Here is a 24268-nt window from a genome sequence, read left to right as displayed (position 1 = left end):
CGGTAGCAATTCGAAACAGGCGGGAAGTTTAGCGTTTAATTCGCCGAGAGGAAGAGGGGCGGGAGCAAAAAATGGGTATTGCAGACCAGATTCGCCAGCGGCTCGACACGGCATTCGCGCCGGTCGCCCTGTCGGTCATCGACGAGAGCCACCTGCATGCGGGCCATGCCGGGCATGACGGCTCGGGCGAGAGCCATTTCCGCGTCTCGATCGCCGCCCCGGCCTTCGGCGAGATGACGCGCGTCGGGCGCGAGCGGGCCATCCACAAGGCGCTCGGCCCGGAGATCATGGGCGCGATTCACGCGCTCGCGCTAGAGATCCGCAGCTGAGCCGCCCGCGGGTCCTGCCGCGCTCAGCCGGCGTCGGGCATCGCCGCGACCGGGGCCGCTGCCGTCCCGGCTGCCGCAGCCGCGGCGGGGCGGCGGAAGACCAGCACGTTGACATAGACGGTCTTGCTGCCGGTCAGTCCCTGCTTTTCCTGGCAGGGCAGCACCTCGGCGCGCTGGAACTCCCAGCCCGCCGCGGCTTCGGCATTCAGCACCTCTGCCAGCGCCGCCGCATAGCGCGCATCCGGCGTCTTGGCGCCCTTGGCCTTCTGGCCCCGCTCGGGCGCGGGGATGACGTGGTATTCGTAAGTCATGGTACCTCCGGTCTGGCTTCGCGTTACCTTCTCGCATCCGCCGCGTCAAAGTCCCATGTTAACCCGGAAGTAACCCTGTGACCGTTAGCTCCAAGCCATGTCCCGCCTAGAACTCATCCTCCTCTGCCTCTGTCTCGGCGCCTGCTCGGCCAGGCTGCCCGGCCCGGATCCGATGACCATGGCCGGTCTCGACAGCGCGGGCTACGTGCTGGTGCGCGACCTGCGCCATTTCCAGGAGGCGGTGATCGGCTCGGAACTGGCCGGGGAGGGCTACCGCGCCGAGGTGGAGCCGGACGGCACCGTCTCGGGCCTCTATGGCGGCCAGCCCTTCCGCGGCGTCTGGGCCTATACCGCCGACGGCCGATACTGCCAGAGCCTCGACGGCAATCTCGCCGGCGATGCCGCGGCCTGCTACTGGGTCGCCGTGAAGGATGGCAGCATCCGCTTGATCCCCGCCGAGGCAGGCTGAGCGGCCGTCGAGGGCAGGCTCCGGGAGGTCCGGGCGGCGTGCTGCCAAACTGGCAATGGACAAGCGGCGATGCGGCAGGCGTTCGCCTGCGGATGTGCAGGGCCCTGGGTCCAGACCGCGGCGGCAAGCTGGTCGGTCTGCGTTCATCCGGGGGCGTGCGGGGCATTGCCCGAGGCAGGCAGGGCAGGGTCATGCGTTCACCGGCATTGACGGATAGCCTCTGTGCCGAGGGGGCGCGGTGAAGTCCCGGAAGTTGGACTGCCCGAAGGACATCCCGCAGGTATCGGCGATTGGCGCCGGGTCGGCATTTCCACGATCATCGGACAAGGGGCCGCCCGCTCCGCATAGGGATCCCGAGCCTGGCTGCGAGCTGGCAGGGCCCTGGTGGCTGCCGATGGACGCCTTGGCGCCCCATGACCGTCCGTTTCCAGAGCTGGGACCTGCCGGATGGCGGCCGCTTGCCGTCCCTGCCGCGGAGGCCGAACGCGGCCCGTCAGGCGGCACGGGCCACGCGGACCCTCTTCGGGCGCTCCCGGGACCGGCCGGGCACCTTCCTCTGCGGCGGCCACAGACTGCGGTTCGGCTCGGGAGAGCGGGGGCGCGGCCTGCCTGTCTGCCTCCCGAACCGGAGCGCAGGGGCTGTCAGGCGATGCAGCACCGGCAACTCGGGATGGGCAGCTCCGGCCGGAGGCGCCGGAACGTGGTGCCTGCGCGGCCTATCTGGCTTCTGTCCGGACGGGCTGCCGCCATCCCGGCCCAGCGGCGGCGGGCGGCGAACCCTCGCGGAGATGTCCAGATCGTGCCTGGCGGTGCCAGCCATCTTCCCCGCGAAGAAAGGCCCATCGCCTCCGGCCGCCGCGTGATGGCTCAGCCGCCGAGCGGCGCGGGGAGGCGCCAGTGGCGCAGATCGGGCAGGATGGCGGCGGCGCCGGTGAAATCCTCTTCCGCGGTATAGGCCGAGGGCGTCACCACCACCTCGAGCCCCGCCGCCCGCGCCGAAAGAAGCCCGTTGCGGCTGTCCTCGAAAGCCAGCGCCGCCTGCGCGGGCAGGCCGAGCCGCGCCAGCGCCGCGAGATAGACATCCGGGGCGGGCTTCTTGCCGGGCACCTCGTCGCCGGCGGCGATCACCTCGAAGACCTCCTCCGCCGCGCGGCCGAGGCAGGCGAAGACCAGCGCGTCGACATTCGGTCGGCTGGTCGTGGTGGCGATCGCCAGGCGCAGCCCGGCCGCGGGGGCGAGCGCCAGGATCTCGGCCACGCCCGGGCGCAGCGCGATCCCGCCCGCCGCCAGGAGCGCGCCGTAGCGGGCGGTCTTCAGCGCATGCAGCCGGGCGATCGCGCCATCCGGGGGCCCCGCGCCCAGGGCGTCGCGATGGGCGCGCATCCGCTCCTTGCCGCCGGTTACCTTCAGCAGCCGGGCATAGTCGGCGCGGCTCCAGTGCCAGGGAATGCCCTCGGCGGCGAAAGTCTCGTTGAAGGCGCGGCGATGCGCCTCCTCGGTCTCGGCCAGCGTGCCGTCGACGTCGAAGATCAGCGCGCGCAGCATCAGGCCGCTTTCCGGAGCGCGCGGACGAGGCCGGGCAGGGCGGAGAAATCGGCGAAGGCCGCGTCGTGGCGCAGCTCGTCCACCGGCGTCTTGCGGTAGCCCTCGGTGAAGAGCAGGAACGGCACCTGCGCGGCCCCGGCGGTGGCGGCATCGACCTCGCTGTCGCCGACATAGATCCCCTTGCCCCCGAGCGCGGCGAACGTGGCGCAGAGCGGCATCGGGTCGGGCTTGCGCAGCGGCAGGCTGTCGCCGCCGGTCACCGCGGCAAAGACCTCCCCCAGCCCCAGCGCGGCGAGGATGGCGCGGGAGGGGCCGACCGGCTTGTTGGTGCACAGCCCCAGCGGATGGCCCGCCGCGGCCAGCTCGGCCAGCATCGCGGGCACATGCGGATAGGGCCGGGTCAGCGCGGCCGGGGCGGCGTCGTAATGCGCCAGGAACCGCGCGGTCAGCGCATCGTGCAGTTCCGGATCGGAGGGCAGGTCCTGAGCGGCCATGATCCGCTCCACCAGCACCGGCACGCCATTGCCGATGAAGCTGCGGATCCGCGCCAGGCCGAGCGGCGCCAGACCGGCCTCCGCCTGCATCTTCGCGGCGGCGGCATGGATGTCGGGCGCGCTGTCGATCAGCGTGCCGTCGAGATCGAAGACAATGGGCGTCATGCCGGTTCCCTCCATTTGATCGAGCAGCCCATCGAGGGGATCTGCTCCGCCGGGCCGCGGCCGGTTTCCGCGATGCGCGCCATTGCCTCGTAGAGATCGCGGCGCGTGCCCTCGGGCGCGGCCTCCTTGCGCGAGGCGTCGAGCCGTCCACGGTACTGCAGCCCCAGCCCGGCATCGAAGCCGAAGAAATCCGGCGTGCAGGCCGCGCCCCAGCCGCGCGCGACGCTCTGCGCGGCATCGTGCAGATAGGGGAAGGGGAAGCCGCGCCGCGCCGCCAGCTTCGCCATCTCGGGAAAGCTGTCGGCGGGATGGCTGGCGGCATCGTTCGCGCAGATCGCCGCCACGCCGATGCCGAGCCGCTCCAGGTCGCGGGCATCGCGCAGGATGCGGTCGAGCACCGCGAGCACATAGGGGCAGTGGTTGCAGATGAACATCACCAGCGTGCCCCGCTCGCCCGCGATATCGCCCAGCCGGTAGCGGCGGCCGTCGGTTGCGGGCAGGGCGAAGGGCGGCGGGCGCCAGCCGAAGTCGCAGACGGGGGTCTCGACCGCCATGGCTCAGGCCGCCGCCCGGGCGGAGGAGGCCGCGGCGCGGATGGCGGCGATGTTGCGGCCATAGACCTCCGGGCTGTCGACCGAGCCGCCGCGGAACACCGCCGAGCCCGCGACCAGCACATCCGCCCCGGCCGCCGCCAGCCGCGGCGCGGTGCCGGGATCGACCCCGCCGTCGATCTCGATATGGACCGGGCGGTCGCCGATCATCTGGCGCAGGCGGCGCACCTTGGCCGTCATGTCGAGGAAGCTCTGCCCGCCGAAGCCCGGATTGACCGTCATCACGCAGACGAGGTCGCAGAGATCGAGCAGATGCTCGGCCGCCTCTGCGGGCGTGCCGGGATTGAGCGCCAGCCCCGCCTTCATCCCCGCGCCGCGGATCGCCTGCAGCGTGCGGTGGATATGCGGACCGGCCTCCAGATGCGCGGTCAGGATGTCCGCGCCCGCCTCGGCATAGGCGCCGATATAGGGGTCGACCGGGGCGATCATCAGATGGACATCCATCACCGTGGTCACATGCGGGCGGAAGGCCTTCACCGCGGGCGGGCCGAAGGTCAGGTTCGGCACGAAATGCCCGTCCATCACGTCGACATGGACCCAGTCGGCGCCCTGCGCCTCGATGGCGCGGATCTCGGCGCCGAAATTGGCGAAATCCGCCGAAAGGATCGAAGGCGCGATCTTGATCGTCATGGCTGTCTCCTCATTCCGCCGCCTGGGCCATGCGCGCCCGGTCGGTGCCGAGCCCGCCGCGGAACACCCGGCTGGCGCGCAGGTCGGTTTCGGTGATGGTGCTCAGTTCCCTTGCGCCGAGCGGCCCCTTGGCCTCTGCGAAGAGCCGGTTGGCCTGGCGCAGCCGCGCGCGGTCGAGCGCGTTGCGGATCGAGCGGGCATTGGCGAAATGCGGCTGCTGTCGGCGCAGCGCGATATAGTCGGCCATCGCGGCCCGCGCCTCCGGGGCGAAATCGTAATTCTGCTCGGAGAGCATGATCTCCGAGATCTGCAGAAGCTCGGCATCAGTGTAGTCCGGGAATTCGATGTGATGCGCGATGCGCGAGCGGAAGCCGGGATTGCTCTCGAAGAACCGGTCCATCCGGTCGGCATAGCCCGCGAGGATCACGACGAGGTCGTCGCGGTTGTTCTCCATCACCTGCAGCAGGATCTCGATCGCCTCCTGGCCGTAGTCGCGCTCGTTCTCGGGACGGTAGAGGTAGTAGGCCTCGTCGATGAAAAGCACCCCGCCCATCGCCTTCTTCAGCACTTCCTTGGTCTTCGGCGCGGTATGGCCGATATACTGGCCGACCAGGTCGTCGCGGGTGACGGTGACCAGATGGCCCTTGCGGACATAGCCGAGGCGATGCAGCAGGCTCGCCATCTTCAGCGCGACCGTGGTCTTGCCGGTGCCGGGATTGCCGGTGAAGGACATGTGCAGCGTCGGCGTCTCGGTGGCGAGCCCCATCCGGCGGCGCGCCTGGTCCACGAGGAGGAGCGCCGCGGTCTCGCGGATGCGCGATTTCACCGGCGCCAGGCCGATCATCTCCTCGTCGAGCTCGCGCAGCACCTCGCGGGTGCCGCTCTCCTCGAAGGCGCGGGCCAGGTCGACGGTCTCGGGGCGGGGGGCGGTGTCGTCTGCGGTCTCGGTCATCGGGTCTGCCTCGCAGGGTCGGAGGGTCTGGGGGGATGGGGACCGCAGCCTGGGAAGGCTGCGGTCCGGGGGACGGGGGGCCGGTTCCCGGGAGCATGGAGGGAAACCGGACCGGCGGCGGCCCGCTGGGATTGGAGGATCGGCCGCCGCCGCGGGCACGGGGCCCGCCCCGGCGCTCGCTGGTCAGGCGTAGCGCGCGCCTTCGGGCCGGTCGGCCGCGTAGGACTGGATCGTGTAGCGCACCGCGCGGCCCTCGCCCTCCTGGCGGACCAGGCGGAATCCGGGCTCTTCGGCGGGGCGGTTGACGATGAAGGACATGCGGATCGACTCCCAGCCGGGAGAGGCGTCGAAGGCGATGACGCGGATGTATTTCGATCCGTGCTCCTTGCGGCATTCATTGACCTCGAAGACCACCGCGGCGGCATCGGGATTGTCGAACATCGGGTGGCCCCACATCTCCCAGTATGTGTTGCGGGGATGCGGATCGTCGGTCCATTCGACCGAGACCGCCCAGCCCTGGTCGATCGCGTACTGGGCCTGGAGGCGGATATCCTCGTCGGTGAAATCCGGCAGGAAGCTGAACGTGCCCTGGGTGAGGCGCATGGGAATTCTCCTGTGGTCGTGTCGCTGGCGCGAGTGAGGGGGGAGCGGGGGGAGAGAGCCCTCTCTCCCCCCGCAGGCCGGGATCAGGCCGAGACCTCGGGGGTCGGCGCGAAATCCGGCGCGTCGGTGGAGGCGTAGTCGAAGGTCACGTCCTTCCAGGTGTCGAGTGCCTGCTTCAGGGGCGTGCAGGTCTTCGCCGCGTCGCGCAGGATGTCCTCGCCCTCGTTCCAGATGTCGCGCCCGGCATTCCTGGCATAGACCATCGCCTCGAGCGCCACCCGGTTCGCCGTCGCGCCCGCCGCGATGCCATGCGGATGGCCGATCGTGCCGCCGCCGAACTGCAGCACCACGTCCTCGCCCAGATAGGTCAGCAGCTGGTGCATCTGGCCGGCATGGATGCCGCCCGAGGCGACCGGCATCATCTTGTTGAGGCTCGCCCAGTCCTGGTCGAAGAACACGCCGTTCTCCAGCGCCATCGGGTTCCGCTCCTCGCGGAAGATGTCGTAATAGCCCTTGGTGGTCGCCGGATCGCCCTCGAGCTTGCCGACGACCGTGCCCGCATGCAGGTGGTCGACCCCGGCCAGCCGCATCCACTTGGCGATGACGCGGAAGCTGACGCCATGGCTCCTCTGCCTTGTGTAGGTCGAATGCCCCGCGCGGTGCAGGTGCAGGATCATGTCGTTGTCCCGCGCCCATTTCGCCATCGACTGGATCGCGGTATAGCCGATCACCAGGTCGATCATGACGATGACGCTGCCGAGGGATTTCGCGAATTCGGCGCGGGCGTACATCTCCTCCATCGTGCCGGCGGTGACGTTCAGGTAGGTGCCCTTGACCTCGCCGGTCGCGGCCGAGGCCCGGTTCACCGCCTCCATGCAGTAGAGGAAGCGGTCGCGCCAGTGCATGAAGGGCTGCGAGTTGATGTTCTCGTCATCCTTGGTGAAGTCGAGCCCGCCCTTCAGCGCCTCGTAGACCACCCGGCCGTAGTTGCGCCCCGAAAGCCCCAGCTTCGGCTTCACCGTCGCGCCGAGGAGCGGCCGCCCGTAGCAGTTGAGCCTCTCGCGCTCCACCACGATGCCGGTGGCAGGCCCCTGGAAGGTCTTCACATAGGCGACCGGCAGGCGCATGTCCTCGAGCCTGAGCGCCTTCAGGGGCTTGAAGCCGAAGACATTGCCGATGATCGAGGCGGTCAGGTTGGCGATGCTGCCCGGCTCGAACAGGTCGAGGTCATAGGCGATATAGGCGAAGAACTCGCCCGGCGCATTCGGCACGGGGTCCACGCGGTAGGCCTTGGCGCGGTACTTGTCGCAATTCGTCAGCCGGTCGGTCCAGACCACGGTCCAGGTCGCGGTGGAGCTCTCGCCCGCCACGGCCGCCGCCGCCTCGACCTCGTCCACCCCGTCCTGCGGCGTGATCCGGAAGAGCGCGATCACGTCGGTCTCCTTCGGCGTGTAGTCCGGCTCCCAGTAGCCCATCTGGGCGTATTTCATGACGCCGGCCGAATAGCGCTTCTTCGCGTCGGTCACGGTCTGGGGGGTCATGTCGTTCATCGCGGGTTTCCTCCCTTGGAATTCAGGCTGCTTTCTGGGCGGTGATGCGGGGGTCTAGCGCCCCGCTTGCGTATCGCTTGGCCATCTCGTCCATCGAGACGGGCTTGATCTTCCTGGCGTTCCCGGCGGTGCCGAAGCGCTCGAACCGGTCGCGGCAGAGGGCTTCCAGCTCCTGCATCGCGGGGATCATGAACTTGCGCGGGTCGAACTCGGCGGGCTTCTCCGTGGCCACTTTCCGGAACTGCCCGGTCATCGCCATCCGGCAGTCGGTGTCGATATTCACCTTGCGCACGCCCATCCGGATGCCGCGCTCGATCTCCTCCACCGGCACGCCGTAGGTCTGCGGCATCTGCCCGCCATGGGCGTTGATCAGGTCCTGCAGCGCCTGCGGCACCGAGCTGGAGCCATGCATCACCAGATGCGTGTCGGGCAGCTTCTCGTGGATCGCGGCGATGGTGGACATGGCGAGGATCTCGCCATCGGGCTTGCGGGTGAACTTGTAGGCGCCGTGGCTGGTGCCGCAGGCGATCGCCAGCGCGTCGCAGCGGGTGGCCATCACGAACTCGACCGCCTGGCCGGGATCGGTCAGCAGCTGGTCATGGCTCAGCTTGCCGACCGCGCCCGAACCGTCCTCCTCGCCCGCCTCGCCGGTCTCGAGCGAGCCCAGCACGCCCAGCTCGCCCTCGACGCTCGCCCCGACCGCATGGGCCGCGACGGTCACGCGCCGGGTGATCTCGACATTGTAGGCGTAGCTCGCGGGCGTCTTCATGTCCTCCTCCAGCGAGCCGTCCATCATCACCGAGGTGAAGCCGTGGCGGATCGCCGAAAGGCAGGTCGCGTCGTTGTTGCCGTGATCCTGGTGCAGCACCACGGGGATGTCGGGGTTCATCTCCGCCAGCGCCGTCACCATGTGGCGCAGCATCACGTCGCCGGCATAGCTGCGCGCGCCGCGGCTGGCCTGCAGGATCACCGGCGCCTCGCAGGCGGCGGCCGCGGCCATGATGGCGAGCCCCTGTTCCATGTTGTTGATGTTGAAGGCCGGGACGCCATAGCCGTGCTCGGCGGCGTGATCCAGCAATTGCCTCAGCGTTGTCAGTGCCATGGGTTCCTCCCTTAAGCGGCCCGGTCGGCGGTCTTCAGCGCCGCGATCCCGGGCAGGTCCTTGCCTTCCAGCCATTCCAGGAAGGCGCCTCCGGCGGTGGAGACATAGGTGAATGCGCCCGCGGCCCTGGCCGCGTTCAGCGCCGCGACGGTGTCGCCGCCGCCCGCCACGGTCACCGCCCGGCTGTCCCGGGTCAGCTCCGCCGCGCGCTGGGCGAGACGCGTGGTCGCGAGGTCGAAGGGCGCCATCTCGAAGGCGCCGAGCGGGCCGTTCCACAGGATGGTGCGGCAGCCCTCCAGCACGCGGGCGAAGGCGGCGACGGAGCAGGGCCCGGCATCGAGGATCATCGCGTCCCCGGGGCAGGCATCGGCGGCCACCGTGTCGGCCGGGGCGAAGGCGCGGAACTCGCGCGCCACCACCACGTCCACCGGCAGGTGGATCCGGCAGCCATGGCCCCGGGCCAGCGCCTCGATCTCGCGCACCGTCTCCACCTCGCCCGGCTCGTGCAGCGAGCGGCCCATCGGCGCGCCTCCGGCGAAGAGGAAGGTATTCGCCATCCCCCCGCCGATGATCACATGGTCGAGCCGCGCCACCAGGTTCTTCAGCACGGCGATCTTGGTGGAGACCTTGGAGCCTCCGACAATGGCACAGGCGGGCCGCTCCGGCGCCTCCAGGGAGGCCGAGAGCGCATCGAGTTCCTCGATCAGGAGCGGCCCGGCAAAGGCGGGGAGGAGGCCCGCCAATGCATGCGTCGACGCATGCGCCCGGTGGGCGCAGGAGAACGCGTCATTCACGTAGATGTCCCCCAGCCGCGCCAGCGCCGCGGCGAAAGCGGGGTCGTCCGGGGTCTCTCCGGCATTGTAGCGCAGGTTCTCGCACAGGAGCGCCTCGCCGTCCTTCAGGCCGCGGCTGAGGATCACCGCGCTCTCGTCGGCGCAGACATCGGAGAATTTCACCGCCACCCCCAGCGCCTTCGACAGGGCGGGGCGCAGCTTGTCGACGGAGAATTCCGGATTGCGCTCCCCCGGATCGGGGCGGCCGAAATGGGTCAGGATCACCAGCCGCGCCCCGCGGGCCAGAAGCGTGCGCATGCCCGCGGCAAAGCGCTCGATCCGGGTCGCGTCGGTGATGCGGCCGTCCTCGACGGGCACGTTCAGGTCGGCCCGCACCAGCACGCGGCGCCCGCGGACATCGGCGTCGAGGATCGAAGGCACGGCCATCAGATCAGCCTCCCCATCGCGACGGCGGTATCGGCCATGCGGTTCGAGAAGCCCCATTCGTTGTCGTACCAGGCGAGGATCCGCACCATGTTGCCGTCCATCACCTTGGTCTGGTCCATGTGGAAGACCGAGGAGCGGCTGTCATGGTTGAAATCCATTGAGACATTGGCCGTCTCCGTGAAGCCCAGGATGCCCTGGAGCGGTCCGGTGGACGCGGCACGGATGGCCTCGTTGATCTCGTCGACACAGGTGTCCCTGACCGCTTCGAAGACCAGATCCACGACCGAGACATTGGGGGTCGGCACCCGGATCGCCACGCCGTCGAGCTTGCCCGCCAGCTCGGGCAGCACCAGACCCACCGCCCGCGCCGCCCCGGTCGAGGTCGGGATCATCGACATCGCCGCGGCGCGGGCGCGGTACAGATCCTTGTGCATCGTGTCGAGCGTCGGCTGGTCGCCGGTATAGCTGTGGATCGTCGTCATGAAGCCGCGCCGGATCCCCACCGCGGCATGGAGCACCCGCGCCACCGGCGAGAGGCAGTTCGTCGTGCAGGAGGCGTTCGAGACCACGAGATCGCCCGAGGTCAGCGTCTCGTGATTGACGCCGAAGACGATGGTCCTGTCCGCGCCATTGGCCGGGGCCGAGACGAGGACGCGCTTGGACCCGTTCTCCAGATGCAGCGCGGCCTTGTCGCGGTCGGTGAAGATGCCGGTGCATTCCAGCGCCACGTCGACGCCTTTCCAGGGCAGCCGGGCGGGGTCGCGCTCGGCGGTGACCTCGATCGGCCCGTGGCCGATATCGATCGCATTGCCCTTCACGCTCACCTCGCGGGGGAAGCGGCCGTGGATGCTGTCGAATTGCAGCAGATGCGCATTGGTCTCGACCGGGCCGAGATCGTTGATCGCCACGACCTCGATGTCGTTGCGGGCGCTTTCCGCGATGGCGCGCAGCACGTTGCGCCCGATGCGGCCGAAGCCGTTGATGGCAACCTTGGTGGTCATGGTCTCCCCCTCACAGTCTTGCGCGTGCGGCATCGGCGATCGCCTCCGCCGTGATGCCGAAATGGCGGTAGAGCTCTTCCGCCGGGGCCGAGGCGCCGAAGCCGGTCATGCCGACGAAGCCGTCCTGCGGGCGCAGCATCAGATCCCAGCCCTGGCGGATCGCCGCCTCGCAGCCGACGCGCGGCACCGCGCCCAGCACCTGGCTGCGATAGGCCTCCGGCTGGGCGGCGAATAGCTCGAAGGAGGGCGCCGAGACCACCGCCGCCTGCACGCCGTCCAGCGCCAGCGCCTCGGCGGCCGTCATCGCCAGCTCCACCTCGGAGCCGGTGGCGATCAGCGTCACGTCCCGCTTCACCGGCTCGCGCAGCAGATAGGCGCCCTTCGCCACCATGTTGGCGTCGATATGGCGGGTGCGCAGCACCGGCAGGCCCTGGCGCGACAGGCAGAGAAGCGTCGGCGTGGCAGCGGACACCGTTGCGATCTGCCACGCCTCCGCCGTCTCCACCGCATCGCAGGGGCGGATCACGGTCAGGTTGGGCATCGCCCGCAGGCTGGCGATCGTCTCCACCGGCTGGTGGGTGGGACCGTCCTCGCCCAGCCCGATGCTGTCATGGGTCATCACATAGGCGACCGGCAGGCCCATCAGCGCCGACAGCCGGATCGCCGGGCGGCAGTAGTCGGCGAAGGCCAGAAAGGTGCCGCCATAGGCGAAGAACCCGCCATGCAGCGCGATGCCGTTCATCGCCGCCGCCATGGCATGCTCGCGGATGCCGTAATGCAGGTAGTCGCCGGCATAGTCGTCGCGGGTCACGGGCCGCATGGCCGAGGTCTTCGTGTTGTTCGACCCCGTCAGGTCTGCCGAGCCGCCGATGCTGTTCGGCAGCGTGCCGTTGACCACCTCCAGCGCCATCTCGCTGGCTTTGCGGGTGGCCACCTTGGGCGCGTCCTTCGAGAGCCGCGCCTTGTAGGCGGTGATCGCGGCGTCGAGCGCCTGCGCATCCGGTTCTGCCAGCGCGGCGGCGAAGGCCCCGGCCTTCGGGCTGGCCTTCAGCCGTGCCGCCCAGGCGGCGCGCAGGGTGCTGCCGCGCTCGGCGATCCGTCCCCAGCCGCGGCGGATCTCGGCGGGCACCTCGAAGGGCGGGGCGGTCCAGCCCATCGCCGCGCGGGCGGCCGCGATCTCTTCGGCGCCCAGCGGCGCGCCATGGACCTTGTGGCTGCCGGCCTTGCTGGGCGCGCCCTTGCCGATCACCGTCCTGCAGGCGATTAGCGAGGGGCGGGGGTCGTCCCGCGCCGCCTCGATGGCCGCGGCGATGGCCTCCATGTCATGGCCGTCGACCGACTGGACATGCCATTGCGCGGCGGCGAAGCGGGCGCGCTGGTCGGTCGAGGTGGAGATATCCGTGCTGCCGTCGATGGTGATGCCGTTATCGTCCCAGAAGACGACCAGGCGGCCGAGGCGCAGATGCCCCGCCATGTCGATCGCCTCGTGGCTGATCCCCTCCATCAGGCAGCCGTCGCCCGCCAGGACGTAGGTCCAGTGGTCGACCAGATCGTCGCCGAAGCGGGCATTCTGCATCCGCTCGGCCAGCGCCATGCCGACCGCGGTGGAGATCCCCTGGCCGAGCGGCCCGGTGGTGGTCTCGATCCCCTTGGCATGGCCGTACTCCGGATGGCCCGCGGTGCGACTGCCCAGCTGGCGGAAATTCCGCAGCTGGTCGGCCCCCATGTCGTCATAGCCGAGCAGGTGGTTGACCGCGTAGACCAGCATGGAGCCGTGCCCCGCCGACATCACGAACCGGTCGCGGTCGGGCCATTTGTCATCGGCCGGGTCGATCGAGACGAAGCGGTTGAAAAGCACCGTCGCCACGTCGGCAAGCCCCATCGGCGCGCCGGGATGGCCGGAATTCGCGGCCTCGACGGCCTCCATCGCCAGCACGCGGATCGCGTTCGCCATGGCGGTCTCGGAGACGGTGATCCTGGTCTGTTCGTTCATGTCCGCTCCTCCTCAGGCGCGCTTGCTCTCGCGGACGAGCCGCTCGATCATCGGGGTGAAGATCAGCTGCATCGCCAGGTCCATCTTGCCGCCGGGGATCACGATGGAATTGGCGCGGGTCATCCAGCTGTTGTGGATCATCGAGGTCAGGTAGGGGAAATCGATGCCGCGGGGGTTCTTGAAGCGGATCACCAGAAGGCTCTCGTCGGCGGTGGGGATCCAGCGGGCGATGAACGGGTTCGAGGTGTCGACCACCGGCACGCGCTGGAAATTGACATCCGTTTCCGTGAATTGCGGGCAGATGCAGTGCACGTAGGCATGCATGCGGCGCAGGATCACGTCGGTGACGGCCTCGGTGGTGTAGCCCCGGCTGGCGCGGTCGCGGTGGATCTTCTGGATCCATTCGAGGTTCATCACCGGCACGACGCCGATCTTCAGATCCGCCAGCGCCGAGAGGTTCACCTCGTCATTGTGGACCGCGCCGTGCAGCCCCTCGTAGAACAGGAGGTCCGAGCCGTCCTCCAGGTTCTTCCAGTCGGTGAAATTGCCCGGCTCGACGCCGAAGCGCTCCGCCTCCTTGTCGTCATGGACATAGTGGCGGGTGCGGCCCGTGCCGGTCTCGCCATAGCTGCGGAAGGTCTCTTCCAGCGCGGCCAGCTCGTTGGCCTCGTAGGAGAAATGGCTGAAGGTCTGGTCGCCTGCCTCCAGCCGCGCGGCGAGCTCGGCCTTCATGTCGTTGCGGTTCAGCCGGTGGAAGGCGTCGCCCTCGATGGAGACGGCCCTGATCCCCTCGCGGCGGAAGATCTGGTCGAAGGTGCTTTTCACCGTCGTGGTGCCAGCCCCGGAGGAGCCGGTCACCGAGATGATCGGGTGCTTCTTGGACATTTCGGTTCTTTCAGGTCAGGCGCGGAACAGGCCGCGCGTGCCGAAGAGGGCGGAGACCTCCTCCTCCGGCAGGTCGTGATAGACGGCGAGCCGCTCCACCGCCCGGGCAGAGCCGAAGACGAAGGGCGCGCGGGCATGCAGGCTCAGGGGCACCTGGTCGAGCATCCGCTCGGTGCCGTTGGTGGCGCGGCCGCCGGCCTGCTCGATCAGCAGGGCGATGGGCTGGCATTCATAGGCCATCCGCAGGCGGCCCTGCTCGTAGCCCTTCCGCCCGTCGCCGGGATAGAGGAAGATGCCGCCGCGGGTCAGGATCCGGTGGGTCTCGGCCACCAGCGAGGCGATCCAGCGCATGTTCCAGTTGCGCCCGCAGGGCCCCTCCTGCCCGGAGAGGCAGTCATCGACGAAGCTGCGCACCGGGCGGCTCCAGTGGCGGTAATTCGAGGCGTTGATCGCGAATTCGCGGGTCTCTGCGGGGATCTCCAGCCGTCCGGCGGCGCGGAACCGCCCCGAGGCGGGGTCGAGGACGAAGCGCAGCACGCCCTCGCCGAACGTGGCGACGAGCTGGGTCGAGGGGCCGTAGATGAAGTACCCGGCCGCGATCAGCGCATGCCCGTCGCGCAGCACGCTGGCGCCGGGCGCCATCGCCGCCGGGCTGACCGCGAAGATCGTGCCGATCGAGGCGTTGACGTCGATATTGGACGAGCCGTCGAGCGGATCGATCGCCAGGGCGAGCGGGCCGTCGGCATCGACGGTCAGCACCTCGTCGCGCTCCTCGGAGGCATAGTGGCGGATGCCGGTGCCCCGGACCGCGGCCAGGAAGGCCTCGTCGGCCATCACGTCGAGCGCCTTCTGCCGGTCGCCATCGGCATTCTCGCCGAGCTCGGTGCCGAGCGCGCCGCCCAGCGGTCCCGCGGCGATTGTCTGCGCCAGCCCGGCTGCGGTGCGCGACAGCGCCTCCATCAGCGGGCGGAGCCTGTCCGGGACCAGGCCCGGCGCGGCTTCCAGAATGGTCTGCATCGTCAAGGCCTCCCTTCCTCAACTTGCGTGTCGAGGTTGATATTCGCGATTTGCCGGCCTAATGAAATTTAATCATTCTGATGGAGGAGTCAGAAAATCTGATGCGACGGGTGGACCAGCTCACGCTCAAGCAGCTTCGCGCGCTGGAGGCCGTGGCCCGCGAGGGGGCGATCAACCGGGCGGCAGAGGTGCTGAACCTGACCCCGCCTGCGGTGCATAACCAGTTGAAGCAGCTGGAGGATCTGATGGGCTGCACGCTCGTCGACCGGGCCCGCGGCGAGGGGTTCGAGCTGACCGCCGAGGGCGAGTCGCTGCTGGCCGCCTATCGCGAGGGCCGCTCGGCGCTGGAGCGGTCAATACATCACATAGATGCACTCGCCGCCGGGCTCGCGGGGTCGGTCGTGCTCGGCGTGGTCTCCACGGCGAAGTATTTCGGCCCCTCGATCGTCGCCCGGCTGAAGCGCGACCTGCCCGATGTCCGCGTGCGGCTGGAGGTCGGCAACCGCGCCGAGACGCTGGAGGCGCTGGCCGAACGGCGCTTCGATCTGACCATCATGGGCCGCCCGCCGCGCATGCCCCCGGTCACGGCCGAGCCGATCGGCGAGCATCCGCACCTGATCGTCGCCGCGCCCGAGCACCCGCTGGCGCGGGCCACCCGCATCCGCCCGGCAGAGCTGCTGGACCAGACCTTCATCCTGCGCGAACCTGGCTCGGGGACGCGGATCCTCGCCACGCGCTATCTCGACGAGATCTGCGAGGGCCGCGAGATGGAGATGCTGCAGATGAATTCCAACGAGACGATCAAGCAGGCGGTGATCTCGGGGCTGGGCATCGCCATGCTCTCGGGACACACGGTCTTCGAGGAGCTGCGCAGCGGCCGTCTGGTGGCGCTGCGCTGCCCCGGCCTGCCGCTGAAGCGGCAATGGTACCTGGTGGAGCGCCAGGACCAGATCCCCAGCCGCACCGCCGTCAAGGTCCGCGACTGGATGCTGACCCATCGCGAGACGCTGCTGCCGCGGCTGGAGCTGCTGCCCAACAATCCGGGTGCGAGGGACCGGGCGTGATCGACAAGCTGGAGATGTTCCTCGCGCTGGTGCGCGAACGCCATTTCGGCCATGCCGCCGAGCGGCTCGGCGTGACGCAGCCCAGCCTCTCGGCCGGGATCAAGCAGCTCGAGAGCCAGCTCGGCGTGCAGCTGGTCAAGCGCGGCGCGCGCTATCACGGGCTGACCCCCGAGGGCGAGCGGGTCCTGGTCTGGGCGCGGCGCATGGTCGGCGACGCCCGCGCGCTGCGGGACGAGATGAAGGTGATGCGCCAGGGGCTCTCGGGCGAATTGCGCATCGCCGCCATCCCGACCGCACTGCCGGCGGCGGCGGATCTGGCCGCGCGCTTCGGCATCGCCCATCCCGAGGTGACCTTCACCGTGCTCTCGCAGAGCTCCGAGGACATTCTCGAGATGCTCGACAACCTGGAGACCGATGTCGGCGTCACCTATCTCGACGGGCCGATGCAGGGCCGCCGCAGCGTGGCGCTCTACGAGGAGGACTACTGCTTCGTCTGCCCCGGGGACGCGCCGCTGGCCGGGCGCGCGCGCATCGGCTGGGAGGAGGCCGCCTCGGCGCCGCTCTGCCTGCTGACCCCCAACATGCAGAACCGGCACATCATCAACCGCAACTTCGCCGCGGCCGGGGCGCGGGCCGTGGGGGTGATCGAGTCGAATTCGACCGTCGTGCTGATGGCGCAGGTGGTCGGGCGCGGGCTCTCGACCATCCTGCCGCGCCAGCTGGCGGAATTCGTCGGCAGCGGCAAGCCGGTCAGGATCGTCCCGATGGAGGCCCCGGTCCAGCGCCACCAGGTCGGCGTCGTCGCCCCCGACCGCGATCCGCTGCCGCCGCTGGTCGAGGCCTTCCTGCGCAAGTCCGCGGCACCGGGCTAGGCGGCCGGCGGATTTCCGCGCTGCCCGGGGCATCTTCACTTATGGTTAATCCGGACTGCGCCAAAAGGGGGCGCGGCCGGATCCGGCGGGTCCGCGGCCGCGGATGGAGGTGAAGAGGCGATATGGGTACCCATGCAGGACTGCGTTCCGTGGCAGCGGCCGCAGGCAGAGACCAGAATGCGGCGGATGCCGTGACCATGGCGCGGGCGGCGGGCCGGCTGCGCATCGTGCTGCTGGCCGGGGACCAGCTCGGCCGGCTGCGGCTCGGGCGGCTCCTTGGCGGCAGCGGGACGGAGCCGGAGGTGACCAGTGCCGCCACGCTGGAGGAGTTCCGCATGGCGCTGGCCACCGGGCGGTTCGACCTGGCGCTGATCGACCGCGACCTGGGCGGCCAGGACGGGATCGGCGCCCTGCCGCTCCTGCGCGGATCGGAGCTCAATGGCGGCATTCCGGCGATCATGCTGTCGCGCGACCTGGCCGTCTCCGGGGCGGTGGAGGCGATGCGCGCGGGCTGCAGCGACGTCCTCGGCAAGGACGGTCTGACCTCGGCGCGCCTTCACGAGGCGATCCGCGGCGCGCTGGAGCCGGTCGCGGTGGCGGGCGCGCGCCTCGGAGAGGCGCTCCTGCGCGAGGCGGCGCAGCAGGTCGTCGACCAGGTGGCGCAGAACGCGGCGGCCTCGGTCAAGCCGGTGCTGCGGCGGATGTATTCGCGGATAGCGACGCTGCGCGACCGTGACCGCCTGCGCCCTGCGGAGCTGTCGCGCGGGCTCGACGAGATCGAGACCGAATGCATGCGTCTCTGGCAGTTCGTCGACGAGCTGGGCGGCTTCAGCGCCTCCTTCGCCCGCCGCTTCATGTAGGGCGGCATTTCGCGGCTTTTCCTGGACGGCTCCGCCGCCCGGGCATTGCCGCGTCGCGCGGAGCGGCGCACGAGCGGCGCGCCTTGCCATCCGCCTTCGCCAGCGCGCCGGGAAGAGCATGCTCCGGGTCGGCCGGAATGTGCCGTTGGACATCCTGCATCACCGGGCGGTCCGTTCTTCAGCGCGGCGGAGGACAGGAACAGCCGGTCCGAGGCGGCAGCCAGCCTCGGCGACGAGACACATTCTGGGGTTCAATGGTAGAGCCCAGGGGCGGCCTTGCATCGCCCCGGCGGGACCCGCTCAAGACGTCACCGCTGATCCGAATGCCTGTGCGGGCGTGCGCATGGCAAGCGCTCGGCGAGGACGGCAGTTGTTGCAGAGCGTTGCCGCGACGGCCATCGGTTCGAGACAGCGGCCGAACAGCCCGTTCCCAATGGCGCGGGTCGCGTGCCGGATCCAGTCAAGGCGCTGGCGGTGAATGCATCGCTCCTTCAAGATCCTGATGACGCGCGTGACCATTCCGTTCTGCTGCGGGCCGTGCGGCGAGATAAGCGCCTGCTTCCGCCCATGGCTGCGATCCGGGGCCGTGCATGTCCGGCTGGTGAAGACGGAGCCATGGCGGCGCCACTGGTTCGAGCCCAATGGCGAATGCCATTGTCCGACCTCGGCAGGAACTCCTCCTCGACCCGGCCCAGGGTGCCGGACCTCGCGATCAGCGCATGCTCGAGGGCGGCGCTGGCCGTCGCGGCCTTGCCCCATTTCGACAGATGGCAGCCCAACAGCTCGCGGGTGTGGCAGTCGATCACCAGGGCCAGTGAAGCCCAGCCGTCCTTGCCGGTCCAGATGCGGGCGAGATCGGTCGACCATCTCTCGTTCGGCGCAGCTGCGGCAGACGGAACAGCCTGGATGTGGGGCCGCATGCCCATGGCGCGCTTGCGAACCTGCCAGCCCTTGATCTGGAGCGAGGCATCGAACGGCTGCCCATCGTGGCGCCATCGGTTCGAGCCCGATGGGCGACGGTCCGGGAGATGCCGAACCCTCTGCACCGTCGTTCGGCACCCTCACCCGGACCAATGGCGTTCGAGGCCTCGCTGTTGAAGCCCAGGAGCCAGGCCACGGTCCGATAGCCGAAGGACGGCTCCTCCTCGATCATCTTCCTGATCGGTTCGGCGACGCGGGGATCGACCTTCGGCGCGGGTTTGACCGGCTCGCGGCAGACCGTCCGCAACGGCATGCCGAACCGGGCAGGGCGTCTGGCCAGCGGCACCGTGATCCCGTCAGACAACAGGCCCTCACGGAGCGTCCGGATCTCCCGCTCCATGAGGGCTTGCAGCTTTTTCCGGGCGCATCTCCAGCATGCCTGGCCCCGGCAGGGGGATGCAAAAGGGGTCCCGGGCGTCATCCCGGAGGATTTCGTTCCGGATTTGACCTGGATTTTTCCTCGAATCCGGCAGGTCTGGCCGTGTTCGGGGCCATCTTCCCGGTTTTCCAGCATCCCCCGCGGCCGAGCAGCCTTTTTCAGCACCCGGCTAGGCTTCCTGCAAATCCTCGGGCAGCTTCGCGTATTGCTCGCCGTTGCCGAGCGGGTCCGCGTGCAGCGAGGTCTCGATGCCCCGCTTGCCATCCTCGACCCGGCCCTCGATCCCGGAAGGGGACAGGTCGAATGACCGGCTCGCCTCGGCCAAGGTCGTCCTGCGCTGGATGATATCGATCACGAATGCCGTTTCCGGGGCTTTCGCGGCGCCACTGGCGCAACGGTCCCCTTCAACTCCGCTTCGCCGTCCAGCGCTGGACGCTGTCGGCCATCGTCATGCTCATCGCGACCTTCTCCCGTGCAGCATGAACAGGATGTCACTGGGTCGACGCAATCTTGCGGACGCATCGTCAGTCTAAGTGCGCCGGGGGATGGCGGGAATCGCGCATTCGGCGAAGTGGGGGCCGCGGCGCATGGAGGCGGCGGAGGCGGCCGTCCGGAGCCTCGGACCGTCAGGTCATGGTGCAGCCGCTACCTGGACGGAGGCCGGGACCTTCCTCCTGCTTTGCGGCGTGGATGCGGATGGCGGGTCGGTCCCACGGTGCCGACCAGGAGAGACCAGGGCTCTCCGGGAAACGCGCGCCCCTCCTGGCCGGCGCCGAAGCTTGCGCAGCCGTTCATCATCGGGCCTGTGCCTGCCGCCCGGGCACGAGACCCGGCGGATGACGAACCCTGCAGGCCGCAAGCGGCGGACGCCGGAGCGATCTGCGAGGGCCAGGCGCCGCTGGCGCCGCGATCCGGGGGATCGACGGACGGGGCGGGACGGCCTGGCCGCGGATACGTTCCGTTGCCTTGAAGCCGGTCGGTCAGCAGGCGGTGCCGATGCTGCCGAAGGCCCGGAAACCGCAAGGCGGCAGGCGGAGGATGCGGACCCTCGGCCCGCCGGGCCATCTTGCCGACCCCGAGATTGCCGCCCGTCGCGACACCGTTGAGGAGGTGCGGGAAGCTTCGAGCCCTGCGCTTGGTGGCATTCCCCGTCGCCTTGCGGCCCGAAGCCGGAACCGGAGTGCCGGCCCCCGGGATCATTGCCGTGTACCGGAGCGAGGACGCGAGCAGCGGCCTGGCTGCGCTCCCGGGCATCGGGCCGGTCACGGCTGGCGCCATTGCCGTGACGGTCCCGGATGGGACGATGTTCTGCTCCGTGCGCCGGTGGGCGGGCTGCCGCTGCGGGCGGAAGGCGGGGTTTCGGCATCGGCGCGCAGGGCGGCGGCTGCCTGCCGTCGCTGGCCTCCGGTCCTGTCCGGAAAGCGATTGGCAGATGTGGTCGCGGTCCAGCGAAGGCCACGGACGCTGGATCGTGGCAATGTCCATCTGGCGGCAGCGGCCCTCCGTGGAGGCATCCGCCGCCGCTTTCTGCGGCACGTCCGTGACATGGCTCGTGACCTGGCTGCCCCGCTCCGTATTGGATGCCCGGCCGCCAGTGACGCCGAAGGGCATCTGCCAGCGGCTTGGACTGGGCTGTCTGCATTGTTCCGCTCGCTCCATGTGCCCTCGCTTCTGGTTCGGGAGCGAGGGGCAGGTTCGGAAGCAGGGCGCGCCAGACTGCGCGTGAGCGCAGGCACCGTCCGTTCCGCCCTTGCGGGAAAGGGCGGCGCGGCGATCCTAGCGACGGGTAGACGCGCGGGGCAGCGTGAGCCGGGCAGATGTGCCGCCGCCTTCTGCGGGGTCGAGGCGCAACGTGCCGCCATGCCGGGCCAGGATGCATCGGCAGATGGCAAGGCCCAGACCGGTACCGGCATGGCGTGCCGGGGGATGGATCGCAGGGAAGCGGCCCTGGGCGCTTTCTTCCTGACCCCCGGAAAGACGTGTGCCGTGACCGCGCAGCGTGATGGCCGCGAACTTGCCGTCATGGGCGGAGCAGCTGATCTCGACCGAAGGGGATTGGCCCGGGCCGCTGTTCTTCAGGGCATTGCCGGCCAGATGCCGGAACAGGATCCGCAGCTGAATTTCGTCGCCGCGGATATCGGGCAGGGGCGTGACGGTCGCTTCGCCCTCGGCCTGCAGGTCATCCAGGACGGAGGCCACGAGCGGGCCGAGCGGCACGGTCGCCATCTCCGGCGCCGCATCGACCGTCGCGGAATGGGCGTGCAGGTCGTCGGCCAGCTGCTGCAGCCGCGAAAGGGCGGCGGCCTGGCGGTCGCAGAGCTTGCGGGCGGCGGCTGACAGCTCCGGACCCAGCTCCGCCTCCAGGTTCCGCAGCCCCTGGACGAGCGCGTCGGCCGGGCCCGCCAGCTCCTCCGCGAGGGCAAGGGCGAATTCGGCCTGCTCGCGGTTCTGCAGCCGCAGCGCGAAGTTGCTGCGATGCTGTTCGTCCAGCACGGCGACGACCTGCTCGGTGCGCTTCTGGACCTCGGCCTCCAGGTTGTCGCGCTGGCGGGCGAGGGCGAAGCTGGCGCGGCGCAGGTCCTCCTCGACGCGCTGGCGCTCCTCGACCTCCTGGCTGAGCTGGCGGTTGGTGTCGAGATGGCCGCGCAGCGCCATGTCGTAGACGGTGAGCGTCTCGAGCAGGAAAGCCTCTGCCCGGCGCTGCGCCGTAGCGTCTGCAAGGGCGGCGGCGGCGGCCTGGTGGATCTCGCAGATTTCGGTCAGTGAAATGCCGAGGGCCATGCCCGCGCGCGCAAGCTGGAAGGCGGCGATCAGGTCGGTCTCCTCGCCCTGTGCGGCATAGGCGCCGAGCGCCGTGGCATAGTCCCCGGCCAGCGCGTCCCGGGCGGCGGTCATGGCTGGTCCTCCAGCCGCAGGACCAGCGCCAGGCTGTCATCGGCGGGCCCGGCGGCATTGCGCACCAGGTCATGGGCGATCTCGCGCAGGGCGGCATCCGGCGCGATCCGGCCGCCGAAGCCGCGGGCGATGCCGTCGGTCACCAGCACAAGGAGGTCGCCGGGGCCGAGGCCGTGCGCCTGGACCAGCGGCCGTGCCGGGGTGGAACCAAGCGTGCCGCCGCGCTTGATGATCGCGTGGCGCCGGGGCTGGCCGTCCGGGACAGGCTGCAGCAGGAGCGCGTCGATGTCGCCGATCGCCGCCCAGTCGAGCCGGGCGCGGGCCGGGTCGATCAGCGCAAGGCCGAGCGCGGCGCCGCGGGTGCCGCCGAGAGCGCTGTCGCAGGCGGCGAAGATGGCGGCGAGATCGGGCGGGATCGCGTCGGCCAGCACGGCGAGGCAGGCATTGGCCGCGGCAGCGGCCTCGCGGCCCGATCCCGCCCCGTCGACCACCGCGGCCAGCAGCCGGTCCGAGATCCAGCGGATCAGGTAGCCGTCGCCCGAGACCTGCCCTCGGATCTTCGGCTTCGACGCCATGCCCCAGCCGAGTGCACTGCCCTGGCCGCGGGGGGCGATCTGCCCGCCGGCTACCGAGATATCCATTTCGCGACCGTCACCGTGACGCCTTCGCCCGGGATCGAACGTATGTCGAATTCGTCCATGATCCGCTGGGTGCCGGGAAGGCCGAGGCCGAGGCTGTTGCCGGTCGAGAAGCCGTCCGACATCGCCTGGGCCAGATCGGGAATGCCGGGGCCCCGGTCCTCGGCGACGATGCGCAGCCCGCGGCGGCCGGCGTGGTCCTCGGCACGGAAGGTGATGCTGCCGCGCTCCGCATAGGAGACGATGTTGCGCGCGAGCTCGGAAATCGCCGTGGCGATCAGCGCCTGCTCGGGACGGCCGAAGCCCATTTCGGCGGCGATCCGGCGTCCCGTCTGCCGCGCGGCCACCACGTCGCCGTCGCGCTCGATCCGCTGGATATGCTCGGCGGGCAGCTCGATGCTGGTCACGGCACGGCCCGCGCGAGCAGGGCCAGCCCGGTTTCCAGGTCGAGCGCGGTCGGCACGTCGCTGAGCGTCAGGCCGAGGAGCACCATGGAGAAGGCGACCTCGGGCTGGATGCCGACGATCGCCATGCGAGCGCCGCGCAGCTGCACCGCGGCGGCGATGTCGCTGAGCGTGCGGGTGCCGAAACTGTCCAGAACGTCGAGCGCGCTGACATCGAAGATCACCCCGGTGGCGCGGTGGCGGATCACGTCCTCCAGCACGCGGCCCTGCAGCGAGAGAATGTCGCTGTCGCTGAGATCGTCCTGGAAGGAGGCGATCAGCGTGCGTCCCTGGCGCAGGATCGGAACCCGGACCGCCATCCGTCAGCCGTCCAGCAGCCGCTCGGCGATCTCGATGCCGTGCTGCAGGTCGCCCGCGGTGCGCAGCGTCTCGCCGGTGACGCCGATCTTGACCAGCGCCTGGGCGACATCGGCCGAGAGCCCGGTCAGCACCGAGGTCGCCCCCATCAGCCGCGCGGCGGTCATGGTCTGGATCAGGTGGTTGGCGACCGCGCTGTCGACCGCGGCGACGCCGGTGATGTCGAGCACCACGGCCTTGGCGCGGTGGTCGCGGATGCCCTCCAGCAGCTTCACCGTCAGCGACCGCGCGCGGTAGCTGTCGAGCGTGCCGACCACCGGGATCAGCAGGAGCCCGTCGCGCAGCTGCAGGACCGGGGTGGGCAATTCGCTCATCTCGCGTTCCCGCTGCTCGATTGTCGCCTCGCGCGCCTCGACATAGGTTTCCAGCGCCTGCGCCATGTCGAAATGCGCGATCTTGATCAGCGACAGCAGCAGCGGAACCGCCTGCGGGTCCTGGCCGCGGCGGTCCATCACCAGATGGCCGAGGCTGTGCAGGTAGTAGGCATAGGCGCCGACATAGAGGGTCGGCGTCACCCCGGCGCGCTCGTGGATCCGGCCGATCCGGCGGCGGTTCTCGACATAGCCGGCGTCCAGCGGGGCCGAGAGCAGCTCTCGGAAATAGGTCTGCTGCGCCCGCTTGACCCGTTCGATCTGGGCATCGGTGCGGAAATGGCGGCGGGCGTCCTCGAAGCTGAGCAGATGGGCGTAGAACGCCTCGATGATCTCGTCGGCCACATCCCCGGCCGTCTCCGCCAGCGCCTCCGCCCGGCGGCGGTCGGTGTCGGTGATGTCGAACCATCTGAGCTGGTCTGCCGTGCCATCGCCGGGCTGGCCGTGGCCGCCGGTCGAAGAGGCAATGATATCGTCCATGTCGCTTTCCGCAGCTGGGAGTTCCTGCCG

At 69.9% G+C, this 24268-nt stretch carries 26 protein-coding genes; 5 read left to right on the top strand and 21 right to left on the bottom strand.

Annotated features, from left to right (window positions below; translation table 11 throughout):
* Nucleotides 1–71: 71 nt before the first annotated feature.
* Complete coding sequence (locus tag FGX59_RS12385; protein WP_138466840.1) at nucleotides 72–329, top strand: BolA family transcriptional regulator; 258 nt, start codon at nucleotides 72–74, stop codon at nucleotides 327–329.
* A gap of 23 nt (nucleotides 330–352) precedes the next feature.
* Here the strand turns inward: FGX59_RS12385 and FGX59_RS12380 are convergent, their stop codons facing one another.
* The gene (locus FGX59_RS12380) at nucleotides 353–640 is read right to left on the bottom strand and encodes a DUF4177 domain-containing protein (RefSeq protein WP_138466839.1); all 288 of its coding nucleotides are present in this window, start codon (nucleotides 638–640) and stop codon (nucleotides 353–355) included.
* A gap of 97 nt (nucleotides 641–737) precedes the next feature.
* Here FGX59_RS12380 and FGX59_RS12375 point away from each other — a divergent pair, with 97 nt between their 5' ends.
* Nucleotides 738–1109, top strand: coding sequence for a hypothetical protein (locus FGX59_RS12375; protein ID WP_138466838.1), 372 nt, complete (start codon nucleotides 738–740; stop codon nucleotides 1107–1109).
* Between the two features lie 867 nt (nucleotides 1110–1976).
* Here the strand turns inward: FGX59_RS12375 and FGX59_RS12370 are convergent.
* The 13 genes from FGX59_RS12370 to FGX59_RS12310 form a co-directional block, all read right to left on the bottom strand.
* Complete coding sequence (locus tag FGX59_RS12370; protein WP_206078348.1) at nucleotides 1977–2654, bottom strand: HAD-IA family hydrolase; 678 nt, start codon at nucleotides 2652–2654, stop codon at nucleotides 1977–1979.
* The gene (gene gph, locus FGX59_RS12365; RefSeq protein ID WP_138466837.1) at nucleotides 2654–3313 is read right to left on the bottom strand and encodes a phosphoglycolate phosphatase; all 660 of its coding nucleotides are present in this window, start codon (nucleotides 3311–3313) and stop codon (nucleotides 2654–2656) included. The genes FGX59_RS12370 and gph overlap by 1 nt, the downstream gene beginning before the upstream one ends.
* On the bottom strand, nucleotides 3310–3867 hold the full coding sequence (locus tag FGX59_RS12360) for a thioredoxin family protein (protein WP_138466836.1): 558 nt from the start codon (nucleotides 3865–3867) through the stop codon (nucleotides 3310–3312). Before FGX59_RS12360 ends, gph begins: the two co-directional genes overlap by 4 nt.
* Before the next feature lie 3 nt (nucleotides 3868–3870).
* On the bottom strand, nucleotides 3871–4554 hold the full coding sequence (rpe, locus tag FGX59_RS12355) for a ribulose-phosphate 3-epimerase (RefSeq protein ID WP_138466835.1): 684 nt from the start codon (nucleotides 4552–4554) through the stop codon (nucleotides 3871–3873).
* Nucleotides 4555–4564: 10 nt separating this feature from the next.
* Nucleotides 4565–5506 carry a CbbX protein gene (gene cbbX / locus FGX59_RS12350; protein ID WP_138466834.1) on the bottom strand — a complete coding sequence of 314 codons (942 nt, stop codon included), beginning with the start codon at nucleotides 5504–5506 and terminating at the stop codon, nucleotides 4565–4567.
* Between the two features lie 183 nt (nucleotides 5507–5689).
* A complete protein-coding gene (locus FGX59_RS12345; RefSeq protein WP_138466833.1) occupies nucleotides 5690–6109 on the bottom strand; it encodes a ribulose bisphosphate carboxylase small subunit in 420 nt (139 codons plus the stop codon).
* An 83-nt stretch (nucleotides 6110–6192) separates the two neighbouring features.
* The gene (locus tag FGX59_RS12340; RefSeq protein ID WP_138466913.1) at nucleotides 6193–7650 is read right to left on the bottom strand and encodes a form I ribulose bisphosphate carboxylase large subunit; all 1458 of its coding nucleotides are present in this window, start codon (nucleotides 7648–7650) and stop codon (nucleotides 6193–6195) included.
* Nucleotides 7651–7681: 31 nt separating this feature from the next.
* A complete protein-coding gene (fba, locus tag FGX59_RS12335; RefSeq protein ID WP_138466832.1) occupies nucleotides 7682–8761 on the bottom strand; it encodes a class II fructose-bisphosphate aldolase in 1080 nt (359 codons plus the stop codon).
* A gap of 11 nt (nucleotides 8762–8772) precedes the next feature.
* Nucleotides 8773–9981 (bottom strand): phosphoglycerate kinase, encoded by a 1209-nt coding sequence (gene pgk, locus FGX59_RS12330; RefSeq protein ID WP_138466831.1) that lies wholly within the window; start codon nucleotides 9979–9981, stop codon nucleotides 8773–8775.
* Nucleotides 9981–10982, bottom strand: coding sequence for a type I glyceraldehyde-3-phosphate dehydrogenase (gene gap, locus FGX59_RS12325; protein ID WP_138466830.1), 1002 nt, complete (start codon nucleotides 10980–10982; stop codon nucleotides 9981–9983). The genes pgk and gap overlap by 1 nt, the downstream gene beginning before the upstream one ends.
* 10 nt (nucleotides 10983–10992) lie before the next feature.
* Nucleotides 10993–12975, bottom strand: coding sequence for a transketolase (gene tkt, locus FGX59_RS12320; RefSeq protein WP_138466829.1), 1983 nt, complete (start codon nucleotides 12973–12975; stop codon nucleotides 10993–10995).
* 12 nt (nucleotides 12976–12987) lie between these two features.
* Nucleotides 12988–13860 carry a phosphoribulokinase gene (locus FGX59_RS12315; RefSeq protein ID WP_138466828.1) on the bottom strand — a complete coding sequence of 291 codons (873 nt, stop codon included), beginning with the start codon at nucleotides 13858–13860 and terminating at the stop codon, nucleotides 12988–12990.
* Between the two features lie 15 nt (nucleotides 13861–13875).
* The gene (locus FGX59_RS12310) at nucleotides 13876–14877 is read right to left on the bottom strand and encodes a class 1 fructose-bisphosphatase (RefSeq protein WP_138466827.1); all 1002 of its coding nucleotides are present in this window, start codon (nucleotides 14875–14877) and stop codon (nucleotides 13876–13878) included.
* A 101-nt stretch (nucleotides 14878–14978) separates the two neighbouring features.
* Between FGX59_RS12310 and FGX59_RS12305 the strand changes: the two genes are divergently transcribed.
* The 3 genes from FGX59_RS12305 to FGX59_RS12295 all read left to right on the top strand — a co-directional run bounded on the left by FGX59_RS12305 (nucleotide 14979) and on the right by FGX59_RS12295 (nucleotide 17673).
* Nucleotides 14979–15941 carry a LysR family transcriptional regulator gene (locus FGX59_RS12305; RefSeq protein WP_138466826.1) on the top strand — a complete coding sequence of 321 codons (963 nt, stop codon included), beginning with the start codon at nucleotides 14979–14981 and terminating at the stop codon, nucleotides 15939–15941.
* Nucleotides 15938–16813: a LysR family transcriptional regulator gene (locus FGX59_RS12300; RefSeq protein ID WP_138466825.1), complete on the top strand. Its 876-nt coding sequence runs from the start codon at nucleotides 15938–15940 to the stop codon at nucleotides 16811–16813. Before FGX59_RS12305 ends, FGX59_RS12300 begins: the two co-directional genes overlap by 4 nt.
* Before the next feature lie 149 nt (nucleotides 16814–16962).
* Complete coding sequence (locus tag FGX59_RS12295; RefSeq protein WP_171060624.1) at nucleotides 16963–17673, top strand: response regulator; 711 nt, start codon at nucleotides 16963–16965, stop codon at nucleotides 17671–17673.
* Between the two features lie 491 nt (nucleotides 17674–18164).
* Here FGX59_RS12295 and FGX59_RS12290 read toward each other — a convergent pair whose 3' ends face one another.
* From FGX59_RS12290 to FGX59_RS12255, 7 genes are all read right to left on the bottom strand, one after another.
* Nucleotides 18165–18593: a DDE-type integrase/transposase/recombinase gene (locus FGX59_RS12290; RefSeq protein ID WP_240722423.1), complete on the bottom strand. Its 429-nt coding sequence runs from the start codon at nucleotides 18591–18593 to the stop codon at nucleotides 18165–18167.
* Nucleotides 18594–19202: 609 nt separating this feature from the next.
* Entirely contained in the window at nucleotides 19203–19388 is a 186-nt protein-coding gene (locus tag FGX59_RS12280) for a hypothetical protein (protein WP_206078346.1), read from the bottom strand.
* A gap of 1421 nt (nucleotides 19389–20809) precedes the next feature.
* On the bottom strand, nucleotides 20810–21928 hold the full coding sequence (locus tag FGX59_RS12275; RefSeq protein ID WP_138466823.1) for an ATP-binding protein: 1119 nt from the start codon (nucleotides 21926–21928) through the stop codon (nucleotides 20810–20812).
* Nucleotides 21925–22569 (bottom strand): SpoIIE family protein phosphatase, encoded by a 645-nt coding sequence (locus tag FGX59_RS12270; protein WP_138466822.1) that lies wholly within the window; start codon nucleotides 22567–22569, stop codon nucleotides 21925–21927. Before FGX59_RS12270 ends, FGX59_RS12275 begins: the two co-directional genes overlap by 4 nt.
* Entirely contained in the window at nucleotides 22554–22973 is a 420-nt protein-coding gene (locus FGX59_RS12265; protein ID WP_240722419.1) for an anti-sigma regulatory factor, read from the bottom strand. Before FGX59_RS12265 ends, FGX59_RS12270 begins: the two co-directional genes overlap by 16 nt.
* Nucleotides 22970–23329, bottom strand: coding sequence for an STAS domain-containing protein (locus tag FGX59_RS12260; RefSeq protein WP_138466821.1), 360 nt, complete (start codon nucleotides 23327–23329; stop codon nucleotides 22970–22972). The genes FGX59_RS12265 and FGX59_RS12260 overlap by 4 nt, the downstream gene beginning before the upstream one ends.
* A gap of 3 nt (nucleotides 23330–23332) precedes the next feature.
* A complete protein-coding gene (locus FGX59_RS12255) occupies nucleotides 23333–24238 on the bottom strand; it encodes a protoglobin domain-containing protein (protein WP_138466820.1) in 906 nt (301 codons plus the stop codon).
* Nucleotides 24239–24268: the final 30 nt, after the last annotated feature.

It is taken from the genome of Poseidonocella sp. HB161398 (assembly GCF_005870025.1).
In the GTDB taxonomy this organism is placed as follows: domain Bacteria; phylum Pseudomonadota; class Alphaproteobacteria; order Rhodobacterales; family Rhodobacteraceae; genus Mangrovicoccus.
Note: the sequence above shows the minus strand (reverse complement) of the source record. Positions and strands in the feature narration are given on the sequence as shown.

Excerpts from the sequence above, each read along its gene's own strand:
- FGX59_RS12385 (WP_138466840.1), top strand. The coding sequence starts at position 72 with ATGGGTATTGCAGACCAGATTCGCCAGCGGCTCGACACGGCATTCGCG.
- FGX59_RS12380 (WP_138466839.1), bottom strand. The coding sequence starts at position 640 with ATGACTTACGAATACCACGTCATCCCCGCGCCCGAGCGGGGCCAGAAG.
- FGX59_RS12375 (WP_138466838.1), top strand. The coding sequence starts at position 738 with ATGTCCCGCCTAGAACTCATCCTCCTCTGCCTCTGTCTCGGCGCCTGC.
- FGX59_RS12370 (WP_206078348.1), bottom strand. The coding sequence starts at position 2,654 with ATGCTGCGCGCGCTGATCTTCGACGTCGACGGCACGCTGGCCGAGACC.
- gph (WP_138466837.1), bottom strand. The coding sequence starts at position 3,313 with ATGACGCCCATTGTCTTCGATCTCGACGGCACGCTGATCGACAGCGCG.
- FGX59_RS12360 (WP_138466836.1), bottom strand. The coding sequence starts at position 3,867 with ATGGCGGTCGAGACCCCCGTCTGCGACTTCGGCTGGCGCCCGCCGCCC.
- rpe (WP_138466835.1), bottom strand. The coding sequence starts at position 4,554 with ATGACGATCAAGATCGCGCCTTCGATCCTTTCGGCGGATTTCGCCAAT.
- cbbX (WP_138466834.1), bottom strand. The coding sequence starts at position 5,506 with ATGACCGAGACCGCAGACGACACCGCCCCCCGCCCCGAGACCGTCGAC.
- FGX59_RS12345 (WP_138466833.1), bottom strand. The coding sequence starts at position 6,109 with ATGCGCCTCACCCAGGGCACGTTCAGCTTCCTGCCGGATTTCACCGAC.
- FGX59_RS12340 (WP_138466913.1), bottom strand. The coding sequence starts at position 7,650 with ATGACCCCCCAGACCGTGACCGACGCGAAGAAGCGCTATTCGGCCGGC.
- fba (WP_138466832.1), bottom strand. The coding sequence starts at position 8,761 with ATGGCACTGACAACGCTGAGGCAATTGCTGGATCACGCCGCCGAGCAC.
- pgk (WP_138466831.1), bottom strand. The coding sequence starts at position 9,981 with ATGGCCGTGCCTTCGATCCTCGACGCCGATGTCCGCGGGCGCCGCGTG.
- gap (WP_138466830.1), bottom strand. The coding sequence starts at position 10,982 with ATGACCACCAAGGTTGCCATCAACGGCTTCGGCCGCATCGGGCGCAAC.
- tkt (WP_138466829.1), bottom strand. The coding sequence starts at position 12,975 with ATGAACGAACAGACCAGGATCACCGTCTCCGAGACCGCCATGGCGAAC.
- FGX59_RS12315 (WP_138466828.1), bottom strand. The coding sequence starts at position 13,860 with ATGTCCAAGAAGCACCCGATCATCTCGGTGACCGGCTCCTCCGGGGCT.
- FGX59_RS12310 (WP_138466827.1), bottom strand. The coding sequence starts at position 14,877 with ATGCAGACCATTCTGGAAGCCGCGCCGGGCCTGGTCCCGGACAGGCTC.
- FGX59_RS12305 (WP_138466826.1), top strand. The coding sequence starts at position 14,979 with ATGCGACGGGTGGACCAGCTCACGCTCAAGCAGCTTCGCGCGCTGGAG.
- FGX59_RS12290 (WP_240722423.1), bottom strand. The coding sequence starts at position 18,593 with ATGCGGCCCCACATCCAGGCTGTTCCGTCTGCCGCAGCTGCGCCGAAC.
- FGX59_RS12275 (WP_138466823.1), bottom strand. The coding sequence starts at position 21,928 with ATGACCGCCGCCCGGGACGCGCTGGCCGGGGACTATGCCACGGCGCTC.
- FGX59_RS12270 (WP_138466822.1), bottom strand. The coding sequence starts at position 22,569 with ATGGATATCTCGGTAGCCGGCGGGCAGATCGCCCCCCGCGGCCAGGGC.
- FGX59_RS12260 (WP_138466821.1), bottom strand. The coding sequence starts at position 23,329 with ATGGCGGTCCGGGTTCCGATCCTGCGCCAGGGACGCACGCTGATCGCC.
- FGX59_RS12255 (WP_138466820.1), bottom strand. The coding sequence starts at position 24,238 with ATGGACGATATCATTGCCTCTTCGACCGGCGGCCACGGCCAGCCCGGC.